A 17,036-nucleotide genomic window follows, 5' to 3' on the forward strand; every position below is an offset into this window, starting at 1 on the left:
GGAGATTGAGTTGATGATGCACACCACCTTCCGCACGCCGGCGCGCCGGCTGCTGAGCACCGCACTGGTCAGCTGCCTGATGCTGGCTGCTGCTCCGAACGTCATGGCGCAGTCGGCCAATGCCAGCCTGCGCGGCCAGGTTTCCGGCGCCCAGGCCGGCGCCGAAGTGACCGCCACCAACCTGGCCACCGGCACCGTCCGTCGCGGCACCGTCCGTGCCGATGGCAGCTACTCGCTGATGGGCCTGGACCCGGGCACCTATGACGTGGTCGCCAACGGCCAGTCGCAGAAGGTCACCGTCACCGTGGCCTCGACTGCTACCCTGAACTTCGCCGGTGCCGCCAGCAGCACCCCGGGATCGACCGCGGCCACCAACCTGGACACCGTCAACGTTGTCGCACCGACCCTGCTGCAGGAAGTGCGCACGTCCGAAGTCGGCAAGACCGTCAGCCTGCAGCAGATCCAGACCACGCCGCAGGTCTCGCGCAACTTCCTGGAGTTCGCCGACGCGGTGCCGGGCATGATCTTCACCCGCGATGCCAAGGGCAACACCTCGCTGCGTGGCGGTGCCACCAACTCCGACGGCACCAACGTCTATATCGATGGTGTGGGCCAGAAGAGCTACGTGAAGGGTGGCGGCATCTCCGGCCAGTCCGGCAGCGCGGGCAACCCGTTCCCGCAGCTGGCCATCGGTGAGTACAAGGTCATCACCGGCAACTACAAGGCCGAGTACGGCCAGGTGTCCAGCGCCGCGATCACGGCTGCGACCAAGTCGGGTACCAACGAGTTCAAGGGTGAGACCTTCTACCGTTATACCAACGAAAGCATGCGTGCGATGACCCCGGCCGAACGCCAGCCGGGCAAGAGCAAGGAAGACTCGGCCGAGAAGGAATACGGCTTCGCGCTGGGTGGCCCGATCATCAAGGACAAGGCCCATTTCTTCGTCACCTATGAAGCCAAGCGCTTCGACCTGCCGGTGACCATCGCGCCGGATGGTGCGGTGACTGCGTCGGCCGCCAATCTGCCCGCTGACGGTGCCGCCGGCCTGGGCCCGGCCAGCCAGCCGTTCCAGCAGGACCTGATCTTCGCCAAGATCGACTTCGAGCCGACCGATAACGATCGCATCGAACTGACCTTCCAGGACCGCGACGAAACCCAGCAGCAGTTCAGTGACCAGACCGCCAAGGTGCACGGCAAGGTGGTGGACAACACCGACCGCCGTTACGCGCTGCGCTGGAACCACAGCGGTGAGCGTTTCTACAACGAGTTGATGGTCACCCATGAGGAGGCGTTCAACAATCCGCTGCCGCTGACCTACGGCAACGGTATCGTCTACACCGCGCCGGACTTTGGTGACAAGAACCGGAACACCCCGCAGGAAAAGACCCTCGTCCAGATCGGCGCAGCCGATGCGTTCGCCTCTCAGGTGAAGGGCCAGAAGGGCTGGGCGATCGAGGATAACCTGACCCTGGACGGCCTCCAGTGGGCCGGCGACCACACCATCAAGATGGGCGCCAAGTACAAGCAGATCGATCTGTACGCGTCCGATGCCGCGCAGATCAATCCGCAGTTCTTCTACACCATCGACAACCCTGCCTTCTCCTCCGGCACCCCTTACAAGGCGCAGTTCACCAAGGCCAGTACTGGTGTCACCGGCGTGCAGTCCGAGGTGCGCGCCAAGGTCAAGCAGATCGGCTTGTTCATCCAGGACGACTGGCAGGTCAATGACCACCTGCAGCTGAACATCGGCCTGCGCTGGGATTACGAGAAGAACCCGGTCTATACCGATTTCGTGACCCCGCCGGAGGTTGTGAACGCATTGTTCTCGCAGGACAGGCATGCGCCTCCGGGCCAGACCTATGCGCAGACGCTGGCGCTCAGTGGTTTGAACGTCAACGACTACATCAGCACCGGTCACAATCGCAAGAATTTCAAGAATGCCTGGCAGCCGCGCCTGGGCTTCTCGTATGACGTCAACGCCGATGAGCAGCACGTGTTCCATGGTGGCGCCGGCCGGTCCTATGATCGCGACCTGTTCGACAACCTGGCACTGGAAACCACCAAGCTGGCATTGCCGCAGCCGACCGTGTTCTTCCGCAACCCGGCCACCGGCAGCTGCATGTACGGACAGACCCCGTGCTTTGACTGGAACCCGAACCTGATGAACGGCATCGAGAACGTGCAGGCACTGCTGGGTTCCACCAGCAATGAAGGCATGGAAGTCGATCTGCTGAACAACAACATGAAGGTGCCGTACTCCGACCAGTTCAGCCTCGGAATGAGCAACCAGATCGGCGAGTGGCTGACCGATGCCACGATTTCACGCACGCTGACCTACGACGGCTTCGCCTACACGCTGGGCAACCGCTTCAACAACGGCAATTTCTTCGACAACCAGATGCTGTGCGGCGCTGACGAGCCGACCTACGGTCAGCCGTGGGGCTGCAGCATCCCGGGCTTCGGCAGCCTGATCATCGGCCAGCAGGGCATCAAGACCCGCTCCACCCAGATCCTGCTGTCGGCGCAGAAGCCGTACAGCAAGGAAAGCGGCTGGGGCACCTCGATCGCCTACACCTGGACCAATGCCCGCCACAACCGCAACATCAACGAGCACTATTCGTTCGATCGCGGCACCATCGGTGAATACCCGACCATCAAGTCCAACGGCGCGCCGCGCCACCGCCTGGTGGTCACCGGCTCGTATGACGGCTTCTGGGGCATCACCTTCGGTGGCAAGCTGACCCTGGCCACGCCGACCCCGGGCAACGACTGGTCCTGCATCGCCCAGGCCGGCAATTCGAACTGCATGCCGACCCCGGCTGCAGGCACACCGTCGGGCAACGGCCACTTCCTGCTCGGCGGCAAGATCTTCGGCTACCGCTCGCTGGATCTGCAGGCGACCAAGACCTTCAAGCTGGCCGGCGATACCGAGCTGTATGCCCGTATCGACATCATCAACGTGCTCAACTTCGACAACTTCTCCAAGCTGAACTACGTGAAGAGCGACGGCAAGCTGCTGGTCAGCTACAACGAGACCGGCGACATCATCGGTACGCCGCGCCAGGTCAAGGCTGAGGTCGGCTTCCGCTTCTAAGCCCGGATGTAGATGCACGATCCGATGCCGCCGGTCCGCCGGCGGCATCGGCAGGATGAAAAAAGGCAATGGCCGGCCCCGTGCCGGTCCATTGCCCATGCCGCTGCCGGCCAGGGGGCAGCGGCATGGGCAATGATCGCGGTGTCAAACCACGTTTTTCGTGGTTTTTTAAGAACGCATCTTGTAAACGATTTCAGATCATTGGACGGTATGCTTTCCCATCGATCAGACCACCGGAGAAATCGCGCCATGCAGGCACGCCATCTGTTGTCCGCCGCAGCGTTGAGCCTGGCCGTGGCCGCCTGCCAGCCGGCCCAGCAGGAACCTGCCAAGCCGCGGCCGCCGGTGATCCTGATCGAGGCCGACGCACCGCCGCGGCCGATGAAGCCGGTGCTGCCGCCGCTGTTCGATGACATCGAGCGCCGTACCTTCCAGTTCTTCTGGGATACCACCAACGAGATCAACGGCCTGACCCCGGACCGCTATCCGTCGCGGCCGTTCGCCAGCATCGCCTCGGTCGGCTTTGCGCTGACCGCCTATCCGATCGGCATCGAGAACGGCTGGGTCAGCCGCAACCAGGCGATCGACCGCACCCTGACCACGCTGAAGTTCTTCCGCGACGTGCCGATGGGGCCGCAGCGCACCGGCAAGGCCGGCTACAAGGGCTTCTACTACCACTTCCTGGACATGCAGGAAGGGCGTCGCTACGACAGCTGGGTTGAACTGTCCTCGGTGGATACCGCGCTGCTGATGATGGGCGTGCTGTTCGCACAGTCGTACTACGACGGCGACGATCCGCGCGAGAAGGAAATCCGGCAGATCGCCGACACCCTGTACAAGAAGGTCGACTGGCCGTGGCTGCAGCAGCGTGCGCCGCTGATCTCGATGGGCTGGTTCCCGGAGAGTGGCTTCATCGACCATGACTGGATGGGCTACAACGAGGCGATGATGGTCTACATCCTCGCCCTGGGTTCGCCAACGCACCCGGTCAGCCCGGATGCGTGGACCGTGTGGACACGCACCTACGACAACGACTGGGGCGTGTACCAGGGCCAGGAATACCTGTCGTTCGGCCCGCTGTTCGGCCACCAGTACAGCCACGTCTGGATCGACTTCCGCGACATCCAGGACGCGTACATGCGCGAGCGCGGCAGCACCTACTTCCTCAACAGCCGCTCGGCTGCCCTGGCCCAGCGCGAGTACGCCATCGCCAACCCGATGCAGTGGAAGGACTATGGCGAGAACGTATGGGGCCTGACCGCCAGCGACGGCCCGCAGAACACCACCCAGGAGTACCGCGGCGAGCAGCGCCAGTTCCGCCACTACTCCTCGCGCGGCGCCGGCCTGCGCGAGAACTTCGATGACGGCACCATTGCCCCCACCGCCGCGATCGCCTCGGTGGTGTTCGCGCCTGAGCAGGTGATCCCGGCCACGCTGGAAATGCACAAGCGCTACGGCGACTACATCTATTCCAGCTACGGTTTCCTGGATTCGTTCAACCCCAGCTTCAACTACGACATCCCGATCAAGACCGGTCGCCTGGTGCCGGATCGCGGCTGGGTCGCCAGCGATTACATCGCCATCGACCAAGGCCCGATCCTGACCATGATCGCCAACTACCGCGATGACTTCGTCTGGGAAGTGATGAAGAAGAACCCGTACATCCGCAAGGGCCTGGAACGGGCCGGGTTCAGCGGTGGCTGGCTGGCACCGGAAGGTTCGTTCCAGCCGCTGGAACTGCAGAAAGACGAAAAGGCCGCGGCGGCACGCGCGGTGGGTATCGCCGAATCACGCGCGGCTGCCGCGCAGGAACAGAAGAACAATGCCAACCGCAATACAGGCCAGGGCAAGTAACCCGATGCCGAACTGGATCGACCGCCTGCGCCGCTGGGCGCTGCCTGCCCTGGCCGTGTTGGCCGTGGCCGGCTGCGCCCGTACCGAACCGGGCACCACCACCGTGCGCTTCTGGGCGATGGGACGCGAGGCGGAGGTGGTCAGCGAGCTGATCCATGAATTCGAGGCCGAGAATCCGGGCATCAAGGTGGATGTGCAGAACATTCCGTGGACCGCCGCGCACGAGAAGCTGCTGACCGCGTTCGCCGCGGACGGCCTGCCGGACGTGTGCCAGCTGGGCAACACCTGGGTGCCGGAGTTCGCCGAACTGGACGCGCTGACGCCGCTGCAGCCGTTCGTGCAGCGTTCGTCCGTGGTCGACCCGAAGGACTATTTCCAGGGCATCTGGGATACCAATGTGATCCACGGCGAACTGGTAGGCGTGCCGTGGTACGTCGACACCCGCCTGATCTACTACCGCAAGGACCTGCTGGCCAAGGCCGGCTACAACCACCCGCCGCGCACCTGGCAGGAGTGGGACGAGCAGATGGCGGCAATCAAGCGCATGCAGGGCCCGAACCGCTATGCGGTGCTGATGCCGATCAACGAGTTCGAGCAGCAGCTTTCGCTGGCACTGCAGCAGCCCGATCCGTTGCTGCGCGACGACGACACCCGCGGCAATTTCGCCAGCCCGGGCTTCCGTCGCACGTTGGCGTTCTACGCCAACATGTTCGAGCAGGGCTGGGCGCCGAAGATGTCCGAGACGCAGATTTCCAACGTCTGGGATGAGTTCTTCCGTGGCTTCAACGTGTTCTACATTTCCGGCCCCTGGAACATCCGCGAGTTCAAGAAGCTGCAGCCGAAGGAACTGGAAGGGCAGTGGGGTACGGCCGCGCTGCCGGGTCCGGACGGCCCGGGCGCCGGTATTGCCGGTGGTACCAGCCTGGTGATCTTCCGCAAGTCGCAGCAGAAGGAGGCGTCGTGGAAGCTGATCGAGTTCCTGTCGCGACCCGAAATCCAGGCGCGCTTCCATTCGATCATCGGCGACCTGCCGCCGCGCCGCAGTACCTGGAACGCGCCGTCGCTGGCCAACGATCCGCTGGCCGCTGCGTTCCGTGACCAGCTGGAGCGGGTCAAGCCGACGCCGAAGGTGCTTGAGTGGGAGCGCATCGTGCAGGAAATGCGCATCGTCACCGAGAAGGTGGTGCGTGGTGGCCTGGCGCAGGACAAGGCCGTGGAAGAGCTGGACCAGCGCGTGGACAAGGTGCTGGCCAAGCGCCGCTGGATGCATGAACAACAACGCCTGCAGCAGCGCGTGCCGTCGCCGCAATCGAGCAGTGCCGTGGCCGCCGGGAGCGCGCAATGAAACGTACCTCGCTTGCCGGCTGGGTTTTCGCCGGTCCCTCGCTGATCGTGCTGGGCATGTTCTTCGGCCTGCCGGTCGCCTCGGCGCTGGCGCTGAGCGTGACCGACTTCGACCTGTATGCCTTGGCAGACAGCAGCAACCTGCGCTTCGTCGGCCTCGGCAACTACATCGATCTGCTGCAGACGCCGATGTTCTGGAAGTCGCTGTGGAACACCACCTACTTCGTGTTGATCGGCGTGCCGTTGTCGATCGGCGTGTCGCTGGGCGCAGCGATGCTGCTGAATGCACCGGCCGCGCGTTTCAAGGCGCTGTTCCGCACCGCGCTGTTCGCGCCGGTGGTGACCACACTGGTGGCAGTGGCGGTGATCTGGCGCTACCTGTTCCATACCAGCTACGGCCTGGTGAACTACGGCCTGGGCCACCTGGGCATCAGCCCGATCGACTGGCTGGGTGATCCCAACTGGGCGATGCCGACCATCATGCTGTTCGCAGTGTGGAAGAACTTCGGCTACAACATGGTGATCTTCCTGGCCGGCCTGCAGGCCATCCCGCATGACCTGTACGAGGCCGCCCGCATCGACGGTGCCTCGCGCTGGAAGCAGTTCCTGCACATCACCCTGCCGATGCTCGGCCCGGTGCTGCTGGTGGTCGGCGTGATCACCGTGTCCGGCTACTTCCAGCTGTTCGCCGAACCGTATGTGATGACCCGCGGCGACCCACTGCAGAGCACCGTCAGCGTGCTGTATTTCATGTTCGAGGAAGGCTTCAAGTGGTGGAACCTGGGACGCGCCTCCGCGGTGGCGTTCCTGCTGTTCCTGATCATCCTGGCGGTGACCACCGTGATGCTGCGTTTCGGCCGCAAGAGGCAGTTGGTATGAGTCGTGAAATCGGCCAGTCGCGCTGGTACCCGTGGTTGATCAATGGTGCGTTGCTGGTGCTGGCCCTGGTCAGCCTGGCACCGCTGCTGTGGATGCTCTCGGTTTCGTTCATGCCACAGGGCGAGGCGACCCATTTCCCGCCGCCGCTGCTGCCGTCCAGCATCACCACGCGCAACTACCATGAGTTGTTCGCGCGCACCGGCATGGGCGGCAACTTCGCCAACAGCCTGCTGGTGTCGGTCGGCATCACCCTGGGTTCGTTGCTGCTCAACACCATGGCCGGCTATGCCTTCGCCAAGCTGAACTTCGTCGGCCGCGAGCGCCTGTTCCAGGTGCTGATGGCGGCGCTGGTGATTCCGGCCCAGGTGGCGATGCTGCCGCTGTTCCTGCTGATGAAGCAGCTCGGTCTGGTCAACAGTTTCGGCGGCGTGATCGTGCCGGCGCTGGCCAGCGTGTTCGGCATCTTCCTGGTGCGCCAGTACGCGCGTTCCATTCCGGACGAACTGCTGGAAGCGGCCCGCATCGACGGGGCAGGGGAGCTGCGGATCTTCTTCCAGATCGTGCTGCCGATGCTCAAGCCGGTGCTGGTGACCCTGGCGATCTTCACCTTCATGGGCGCATGGAACGATTTCATGTGGCCGTTGATCGTGTTGACCGACCAGGAGCACTACACTTTGCCGGTGGCGCTGGCCACCCTCTCGCGCGAGCACATCATGGACGTGGAAATGATGATGGCCGGCGCGGTGGTCACCGTGGTTCCGGTGCTGGCGCTGTTCCTGGTGCTGCAGCGGTACTACATCCAAGGTCTGTTGCTGGGGAGCGTCAAAGGATGAAGCGAGCGATCGCCGTTGGACTGGGCCTGTTGTGGACCTCCCTGGCGATCGCCGCACCACCGGCGCTGCCGGCACCGAAGGTGCTGGACGACTTCGACGACATCGCAGCCTGGAAGCTGGTGCTGTCCGACCAGGTCAGCGGTTCGCTGCGGCCGGTCAGCGGCGCCGGTGGTGGCCGCGCGCTGTGCCTGGACTATGACTTCCACGATGTCTCCGGTTACGTCGGCATCCGCCGCGCGCTGGACATCGAATACCCGGTCAATTACCGTTTCGGTTTCCAGCTGCGCGGTGATTCACCGGGCAACGACCTGCAGTTCAAGCTGATCGATGCCAGCGGCGACAACGTCTGGTGGGTCAATCGTCCCGGCTACAGTTTCCCCAAGGCGTGGACGCCGGTCGAGTATCGCCGTCGCCAGATCGACAAGGCGTGGGGGCCGTCTCCCGAGAAAGAAATGGCACGCAGCGCTGCGGTCGAGTTCACGATCTACAGCAAGGTCGGCGGCCGCGGCACGGTGTGCTTCGACAAGCTGACCCTGCAGGGCCTGCCAGTCCAGGATGACTCGGCGCTGGTGCCGTCGGTGATCGCTGATACCGCCACCGCGCTGCAGGACCGCATGATCGACGGCAAGAGCGATACGTTCTGGATCAGCGGTGGCGTCAAGCAGCAGACCATCAGCCTGGACCTGCACAAGAGCCGCGAGATCGGCGGTGCGGTGATCGACTGGCTGCCGAACCTGGAGGCGCGCCGCTACACCGTGCGGACTTCGGAGGATGGCCGTGACTGGCGTACCGTGCGCGAAGTCACCAGTGGTGCCGGTGGCCGTGACTGGCTGGCGCTGCCGGATACCGATGCACGCTACGTGCGCTTCGATCTGCAGGATGGTCCGAACTGGCGCTACGGCATCCGCGACATCGCGCTCAAGCCGCTGGCCTTTGCTTCCACCCCGAACGCATTCCTGTCCTCGGTCGCCGCCGACCTGCCACGGGGCTCGCTGCCTCGTGCCTATGTGGGCGAGCAGCCGTACTGGACCCTGCTCGGCCTTGATGGTGGCCAGGAACAGGCATTGATCAGCGAGGATGGCGCACTGGAGCCGGCCAAGGGCAGCTTCAGCATCGAGCCGTTCATCCGCCTCGATGGCAAGCTTCTGGACTGGTCGAAGGTGGCCATCACCCAGTCGCTGCAGGATCACTACCTGCCGATCGCCAACGTCGACTGGGTGCATGAGAAGGTCGGCCTGGCAGTGACCAGCTTCGTGCAGGGTACGCCGGAGCGCGCGCAGCTGATCGGCCGCTACCGGCTGAGCAATCCGGACAAGGTCGCGCACGAGTACACCCTGGCGCTGGCGATCCGCCCGTGGCAGGTCAACCCGCCCACCCAGTTCCTCAACACCGTCGGTGGTTTCAGCCGCATCGATGCACTGGACGTGGGTGAGCAGCTGGTGCGGGTAAACGGTGAGCCGCGCATCTACCCGCTGCAGGTGCCGGACGCGCGCTTTGCCAGTACGTTCGACGGCAAGCTTGATGCGATGCATCTGGAAAGCGGCACGTACCCGGCGACCACAGCGGTGAAGGACAGCACCGGCATGGCGTCGGGTGCGCTGATGTACACGATCAAGCTGGAGCCCGGCCAGAGCCGTGAAGTGGCGGTGGTGCTGCCACAGACCGGTGGCTGGGCACCGCAGGCGCTGGACGTGGCCAAGGCGCAGGCGCAGGTGGCCGAGCAGTGGCGCAAGAAGCTGGGCGTGGTCTCGCTGCAGGTGCCGGCTGCGGGCCAGGCGCTGGTGGATACCCTGCGCACCGCGGTCGCGCACATGCTGATCTCGCGCGTCGGCCCACGCCTGCAGCCGGGCACGCGTTCGTATGCGCGCAGCTGGATCCGCGATGGCGCGATGATTTCCGAGGGCCTGCTGCGCATGGGCCGCAGTGATGCGGTGCGCGACTACATCAACTGGTATGCGCCGTATCAGTTCGAGAACGGCAAGGTGCCGTGCTGCGTCGATGCCCGCGGCAGCGACCCGGTGCCGGAGAACGACAGCCATGGCGAGTTGATCTACAGCATCGCCGAGTACGGGCGCTACACCGGCGACAGCACTTTCACCGAGCTGATGTGGCCGCATGTGCAGGGCGCCTACGGCTACATGGAGCAGCTGCGCGCCAGCGAGCGCACCGAGGAGAACCGCGCACGCAACCCGGCCTTCTACGGCATGATGCCGGCCTCCATCAGCCACGAAGGCTATTCGGCCAAGCCGATGCACTCGTACTGGGACAACTTCTGGGCACTGCGCGGCTACAAGGACGCGGCCCTGCTGGCGACCCAGCTGGGCAAGGTCGAGGCGATGCAGATCGCCGAGTCGCGCGACCAGTTCCGGGATGATCTGCAGGCCTCGCTGCTGTCGGCGATGCAGCAGCACAACATCGACTACCTGCCGGGCTCGGCCGAGCTGGGTGACTTCGACGCGACCTCGACCACCATCGCACTGGCCCCGGGCGGCGAACAGGGCAGGTTGCCGCAGCAGGCGCTGGAGGCGACCTTCGAGCGCTACTGGAAGGAATTCGTGGCGCGTCGCGATGGCAAGCGCGAGTGGAAGGACTACACGCCCTACGAATGGCGCAACGTGGCTGCGTTCGTACGCCTGGGCTGGCGCGACCGCGCCTGGCAGGCCACCGAGTTCTTCTTCAAGGACCGCGTACCGCAGGCCTGGAACCAGTGGGCCGAGGTGGTTTCGCGTACGCCGCGGAAGCCGTTCTTTGTTGGCGACCTGCCGCATGCCTGGGTGGCCTCGGACTTCGTGCGCTCGGCCTTGGACATGTTTGCCTACAACCGCGACATGGACGAGTCACTGGTGCTGGCCGCCGGCGTACCGACCGCGTGGCTGCAGGGCGAGGGCATCGTCGTGCAAGGCCTGCGTACGCCGCAGGGCCAGCTCAACTACCGCCTGCAGCGCAGCGACAAGCAGCTGGTGCTGGAGGTGCAGCCGGGCCTGGTGCCACCGGTAGGAGGCGTGGTGTTGCCGTGGCCATACGCCGGTGATCCGGGCGAGGCGAGTATCAACGGCGAAGCAGCCGAGTGGGTCAACAAGGAACTGCACGTGCACCAGCTGCCGGCGCGGATTGAGATCGACGTACCGAGCGCAGTGCGCCGAGCCGAACGCAAGGGGCAGTAACGATGAAGCAACAGGGGGCAGGGGTGCGCACGTCGGTGCGTGCCCTGGGGCTGGCAATTGCATTGGCAGTGCCGGGCGTGATGATGGCGGCCGAGCCGGCTGCCGCGAACGCGGCGCCCGACGTTGCCAGCGCAGCGGGCATGAGCATGGTCACCTTCAACCTGCATCATGACCGCGAAGACTGGCCGAGCCGGCGCCGCACCATCCTGGCCGAGCTCAAGCGCCTGCAGCCGGATGCGGTTGCCCTGCAGGAGGTGATCCAGCGCCGCAACGTGCGAAACCAGGCGCAATGGCTGGCCAGGCAACTCGGCTACAAGTACGTGTTCGTGTCCACCGATCCGGTCGGGGCACCCAAGCGCTACGGCAATGCACTGCTGACCCGGCGGCCGATCCTCGCCCGTGGTGATCATCTGCTGCTGCCGTTGGACGACTACCGCACCGTGGCTCACCTGCGCATCGACGTCGACGGCACGCCGGTGAACGTCTACGCCACGCATCTGAACGAGCGCAGCGATGAGAGTGGGCAGCGCATCCGTCGCACCCAGGTCGAGGACCTGCTGCGCTTCATCACCACGACGTCGGCCGGTGCGCCGGTGGTGATCGCGGGCGACTTCAATGCGCTGGTGGATGCCGGCGACCTGAGCGAGCTGCGCAGCCACTACGGCGACAGCTACGGTAGCGTGCACGTCAATACCGACCTGTCCGGGGTCAGTACGCTCAATCGTCACTACTACCAGGCGCCCTCGCGGATTGACCACATCTTCTTCCAGCAGGACGAGATGGTCGCGCGCGAGGCGAAACTCCTGTTTGACCAGCCCGACGACAGCGGTCGCTGGGCTTCCGATCACTACGGTGTGTGGACCCGGTTGCAGTTCGCACCGAAGCCCTGACGGAGCAGGCTCCGGTAGCTGCCAGCCTTGGTTGGCACGGGCGTGTCCGCGTTCGCTCCAACAACGGCGCCAACCAAGGTTGGCCTCTACCAGGGCGCTGCACGCGTCCGACGCACAAACAGAAACGGCGGGGATCATTGATCCCCGCCGTTTCGTTTTCACGCGATCAACGTGCGATCAGTTCGCCGGCGGCGTGCGCTTGGCGGCCTCTTCGTCTTCTTCATCGGCCCTGGCTTCCGCAGCCTGGGCTGCAGCGTCGGCATGGCCATCGGCGACCGGATCGATCGACGGCGTCACCACGGCTTCGGCCACCGGGGCAGCGGCTTCGATCGGCGCGGCTTCGACCGCCACCGGAGCGACCGGCTGTTCGACGATCGGCGCAGTCTCGACGACCGGCGTGGCTTCAACGGCCGGGGCGGCCTCCACCACCGCGGCAATCTCACTGGCCACCGGCTTGGTTTCAACCACCGCGGTTGCTTCAACAACCTGCGGCTTCGATTCCACCACCGGTGCCGCCTCGACCACGACCGGCTTCACCTCCACCACCGGAGCGGCTTCAACGACCGGGGCAACCTCAGCCGCCGCCGGCTTTGCGTCCGCTACCGGAGCCGCAACGGCCACCGGCTGGACCGGGGTCGCGGCGTCGATGGCATCGAGCATGCTGGTCTGCACCGGCGAGGATACCGCTTCAGCCTTGGCAGCGGCTTCCACCGGGGCCTGCGTTTCGGCCACGGCCGGCGCGGCGGTTTCGACCACGGCGCTGCTCACCACTGCGACCGGCGCGGCGACAACGGCAGCGGCGGCACGGACCGGCTTCGCGGCGTCGGCGGTCGGCTCGACGTCATCATCGAAGTCGAACTCCGGCTGCGAACGGGCCGGCTGCGCAGCAGCGACCGGCGCAGTGCCGGCAGTGCTGTCGACGCTCGGCTCGGCGCCGTCGGCGTCGTCACCGTCGTCACCATCGTCCTGGTCATCGCCCAGAGCGTCGCTGCCGGCGGCGTTCTCGGCGCCACCGCGACGACGGCGACGGCCACCGCGACGGCCGCGACGACGGCGGGTCGCGCCTTCGCCGGTCTGCTCGCCATTGGCGTCGGTTGCAGCCTCTTCACCGGCAACCGCAACCACCTCGGCTTCGCTGGCGGTGTTGGCAGTCGTGTCGACCGGTGCTGCGGCTTCTGCCGGAGCGGCGGCCACCGGAGCAACCGGCGCGGTCGCTTCCTGCGCGGTCACCGCATTGGCGGCGACCGCCGTGGCGGCCACGGCGGCAGCCGCGGTCACGGCTTCAGCAGGTGCCTCGGCCGCGTTGCGCTGCGGCTTCTCGGCCGGCTTGTCACCGTCCTGCTGCGGGCGCGGCTGCTTCGGCTGCTTCAGCTTTGGCTGCTGCGGGTTCTGGCCCTGCTGCTCGTTGCGCGGCTTGTTCTGCTGCTGCGGCTGCTGCTGGCCATCCTTCTGCTGCGGCTCCTTCTGCTTGCCCTGCTGCGGCTGCTGCTGGGCATTGCCGTTGTTACCGTTGCGGCCGTCCTTGCTGCGCTGCTCACCGCGCTCCTTGCGGTTGCCGCCGTCCTTCTGCTGCTGCGCGTTGCCGTTGCCGCCGTTGCCGCGGTTGTCGTCGCGACGGTCCTTGCGGTCCTTGTTGCGATCCTTGTTGCGGTCCTTGCGGCCGCCGTCCTGCTGCTGGCGGGCGACCGGAGCCGCCGGTGCCGGTGCCGGCGCCGGTTCGCCACCGAACACGCGCTTGAGCCAACCGATCACGCCGCCGCTCGGGGCCGCTGCAACCGGCGCTGCCACGACCGGGGCCGGTGCCGCTGCGGCCGGCTCCACTTCCTCGCGTACCGGGGCGGGGGAGGTGTGCTTGACCTGGGTCACCGCCGGCGGCGGGATGTTCAGCTGACCCTTGGTCAGCGCGTGCACCGGCAGCTTGCGCGGGGTGCCGCGCTGGTAGCTGGGCTTGTTGCTCTCTTCACCCAGCTCGTTCTCACGCAGGCGGGTGACGGTGTAGTGCGGGGTGTGCAGCTGCTCGTCGGCGACGATCACGATCGGCGCCTCGTGGCGCTGCTCGATCTCGCGCAGGGCGCTGCGCTTCTCGTTCAGCAGGTAATTGGCGATCTCCACCGGGGCCTGCACCAGCACCTGCCCGGTGTTCTCCTTCATCGCATGCTCTTCGGCGACGCGGATGATCGACAGCGACAGCGACTCGACGCTGCGCATGCGGCCGTGGCCGTCGCAACGCGGGCAGACGATCTGGCTCGATTCGCCCAGGCTCGGGCGCAGGCGCTGGCGGCTCATTTCCAGCAGGCCGAAGCGCGAGATGCGGCCGACCTGCACGCGCGCACGGTCGTACTTCAGCGCGTTGGCGAGGCGGTTCTCGACTTCGCGCTGGTGCTTGTTGGAGGCCATGTCGATGAAATCGATCACCACCAGGCCGCCCAGGTCACGCAGGCGCAGCTGGCGGGCCACTTCCTCGGCCGCTTCCAGGTTGGTCTGGAAGGCGGTGTCCTCGATGTCGCTGCCCTTGGTGGCGCGCGAGGAGTTCACGTCGACGGCGGTCAGCGCTTCGGTCTGGTCGACCACGATCGAGCCGCCCGACGGCAGGCGCACGTTGCGCTCGTAGGCACCTTCGATCTGCGATTCGATCTGGAAGCGGTTGAACAGCGGGATGTCGTCCTTGTAATGCTTGAGCTTGCGCAGGGTCTGCGGCATCACCTGCTGCATGAACTCGCGGGCGTGCTCGTACATCTCCTCGGTGTCCACCAGGATCTCGCCGATGTCGGCGCGCAGGTAGTCACGCAGGGCGCGCACGATCAGGCGTGATTCCTGGTAGATCAGGAACGGGGCCGGCTTGCTCAATGCGGCTTCAGCGATGGCGCGCCAGACGTTGAGCAGATAGTCCAGATCCCACTGCAGCTCTTCCGCATCGCGGCCGACGCCGGCGGTACGGATGATCACGCCCATGTCGTCGGGGATGTTCAGCTTGTCCAGGGCGTCCTTCAGGGCGGCCCGGTCTTCGCCCTCGATGCGACGGGACACGCCGCCGGCACTGGGCGAATTCGGCATCAGCACCATGTAGCGGCCGGCCAGCGAGATGAACGTGGTCAGGGCGGCGCCCTTGTTGCCACGCTCTTCCTTGTCGACCTGGACAACGATCTCCTGGCCTTCTTTCAGCAGTTCGCGGATGCCGGCCTTGTTGTGGTCGACACCGGCCTGGAAGTAGTCGCGGGAGATTTCCTTCAGCGGCAGGAAGCCATGGCGGCCGCCACCGTATTCAACGAAGGCCGCTTCCAGCGAGGGCTCGATGCGGAAGATCCGGCCCTTGTAGATGTTGGACTTCTTCTGTTCCTTCGACGGCTGCTCGATGTCGATGTCATACAACGACTGGCCATCCACGATGGCAACACGCAGCTCTTCAGCCTGCGTGGCGTTGATCAGCATTCGCTTCATTGTTGCGTTCCTCGCAAGCGGCTACCGCGCGGAACGCCATGGGGTTTCGCCTCTGGACACGGTTCGCCGCCCATTCGCGCAAGCGCGGGGAGGGCGGCTTGGGTTTCCAGCGCTACGACACCACGGCAGGCCGCGGGAGCGCTTCACTCTTATGGGTTTTGGGGTGTTACAGGCCGCAGGCAGCTGTCAGCCAGGCTGGAGCGCCACGCGGGACATGTTCAGCACGGTTGCGTGTCAGGCATCCGGCGATGGCCGGGAAGGCCGGTGAGCCGCTAACATGGCCGCCCCGCGGGCGGTGGTCGCGCACTGTGCCGGATTCGTCGGAAGCTGGGCTTCTGGCCCTGAGTAACTTCCAACGAAATCAATCCCTTATCTCGCCCCCCGAGTGTAACAGAATAAACAGCCTGATGACTGCCCAAGACCCCACCAAACCCGCTGGCGACAAGCCTTCCGTGCGCATGATCACCGTTCCCGCCGACCGTGCCGGCCAGCGCCTGGACAACTTCCTGCTCGGCCAGCTGAAGGGTGCCCCGCGCAGCCTGGTCTACAAGCTGGTGCGCAGCGGCCAGGTACGGGTGAATGGTGGCCGCGCCAAGGCCGAACGCAAGCTCGAGGCGGGTGATGAGGTGCGTGTGCCGCCGGTCCGTCTCACCGAAGAGGGAGACAAGGCCGGTCCGCCGGAGGCGTTCATGCGCCGCCTGGAGCAGGCCATCGTCTTCGAGGATGCCCGCCTGCTGGCCCTGAACAAGCCGACCGGCGTGGCCAGCCACGGCGGCAGCGGCATCAGTTTCGGTGCCATCGAGACCCTGCGCGCCCTGCGCCCAGGCCAGACCCTGGAGCTGGTCCACCGGTTGGATCGCGACACCTCGGGCCTGCTGATCGTGGCCAAGAAGCGCTCGGCGCTGAGCGAACTGCAGGCGCTGCTGCGTGAAGATCACGGCGCCGGCATCCGCAAGCGCTACCTGACCCTGCTGGCCGGGCGCATGCCCGACGGCGTGATGACGGTCGATGCGCCGCTGCACGTGGGCCTGCGCCAGGGCGGCGAGCGCCATGTGCAGGTCAATGCGATCGGCAAGGAATCGATCAGCCACTTCCGTGTGCTGGAGCGTCGCGGTGGTCATTCCTACTGCGAAGTCCGCATCGAGACCGGCCGTACCCACCAGATCCGCGTGCATGCCCAGCATCTGGGGCATCCGGTGGCCGGTGACGACAAATACGGCGATCCTGCGGTCAACAAGCGGCTTCGTGAGCAGATCGGGCTGAAGCGTCTGTTCCTGCACGCGGCCTCGCTGGAGTTCGCGCTGGACGACGGCAAGAGCCCGTACGTGCTGAACGCACCGCTGGCCGATGAGCTGGTCGAGGCGCTGGACCGGCTGCGCTGAAGCTGGCGCCGGGCCGTGCCCGGCGCTCCCGTTGTAGAGTCGAGATCCTATGTTCGCGGTCAAGCCTGCTGGAAGCAGGCTTGACCCACCTTCAGCATGGCCGGATCGAAGTCCCGGCCGCTTTTGAAGACACCCCAGGCGATCCTGGCCAGCTTTCT

The 17,036-nt window shown here is 65.6% G+C and carries 9 protein-coding genes and 1 pseudogene; 8 read left to right on the plus strand and 2 right to left on the minus strand.

Annotation, left to right across the window (positions count from 1 at the left end):
* Positions 1-13: 13 nt before the first annotated feature.
* The 7 genes from AC5O77_RS18700 (at position 14) to AC5O77_RS18730 (ending at position 12,058) form a co-directional block, all read left to right on the plus strand.
* A complete protein-coding gene (locus AC5O77_RS18700) occupies positions 14-3,094 on the plus strand; it encodes a TonB-dependent receptor (protein WP_478056942.1) in 3,081 nt (1,026 codons plus the stop codon).
* A 249-nt stretch (positions 3,095-3,343) separates the two neighbouring features.
* Complete coding sequence (locus tag AC5O77_RS18705; RefSeq protein ID WP_032129772.1) at positions 3,344-4,948, plus strand: glucoamylase family protein; 1,605 nt, start codon at positions 3,344-3,346, stop codon at positions 4,946-4,948.
* Positions 4,949-4,952: 4 nt separating this feature from the next.
* Positions 4,953-6,293, plus strand: coding sequence for a sugar ABC transporter substrate-binding protein (locus tag AC5O77_RS18710; RefSeq protein ID WP_478056941.1), 1,341 nt, complete (start codon positions 4,953-4,955; stop codon positions 6,291-6,293).
* A complete protein-coding gene (locus AC5O77_RS18715) occupies positions 6,290-7,171 on the plus strand; it encodes a carbohydrate ABC transporter permease (RefSeq protein ID WP_032129770.1) in 882 nt (293 codons plus the stop codon). Before AC5O77_RS18710 ends, AC5O77_RS18715 begins: the two co-directional genes overlap by 4 nt.
* On the plus strand, positions 7,168-8,004 hold the full coding sequence (locus AC5O77_RS18720; RefSeq protein WP_006378064.1) for a carbohydrate ABC transporter permease: 837 nt from the start codon (positions 7,168-7,170) through the stop codon (positions 8,002-8,004). The genes AC5O77_RS18715 and AC5O77_RS18720 overlap by 4 nt, the downstream gene beginning before the upstream one ends.
* Positions 8,001-11,168, plus strand: a complete 3,168-nt coding sequence (locus AC5O77_RS18725; protein WP_494507060.1) for a discoidin domain-containing protein — start codon at positions 8,001-8,003, stop codon at positions 11,166-11,168. The genes AC5O77_RS18720 and AC5O77_RS18725 overlap by 4 nt, the downstream gene beginning before the upstream one ends.
* Before the next feature lie 2 nt (positions 11,169-11,170).
* Positions 11,171-12,058, plus strand: coding sequence for an endonuclease/exonuclease/phosphatase family protein (locus AC5O77_RS18730; protein ID WP_494507061.1), 888 nt, complete (start codon positions 11,171-11,173; stop codon positions 12,056-12,058).
* 177 nt (positions 12,059-12,235) lie between these two features.
* Here the strand turns inward: AC5O77_RS18730 and AC5O77_RS18735 are convergent, their stop codons facing one another.
* Positions 12,236-15,496, minus strand: coding sequence for an Rne/Rng family ribonuclease (locus AC5O77_RS18735; RefSeq protein ID WP_494507062.1), 3,261 nt, complete (start codon positions 15,494-15,496; stop codon positions 12,236-12,238).
* 407 nt (positions 15,497-15,903) lie between these two features.
* Here AC5O77_RS18735 and AC5O77_RS18740 point away from each other — a divergent pair, with 407 nt between their 5' ends.
* The gene (locus AC5O77_RS18740) at positions 15,904-16,878 is read left to right on the plus strand and encodes an RluA family pseudouridine synthase (RefSeq protein WP_049401092.1); all 975 of its coding nucleotides are present in this window, start codon (positions 15,904-15,906) and stop codon (positions 16,876-16,878) included.
* 59 nt (positions 16,879-16,937) lie between these two features.
* On the opposite strand, the pseudogene AC5O77_RS18745 reads toward AC5O77_RS18740, so the two are convergent.
* Positions 16,938-17,036: pseudogene (locus tag AC5O77_RS18745) on the minus strand (IS110 family transposase); the annotation flags it as partial.

The organism is Stenotrophomonas sp. INTA L402-1, assembly GCF_059295135.1.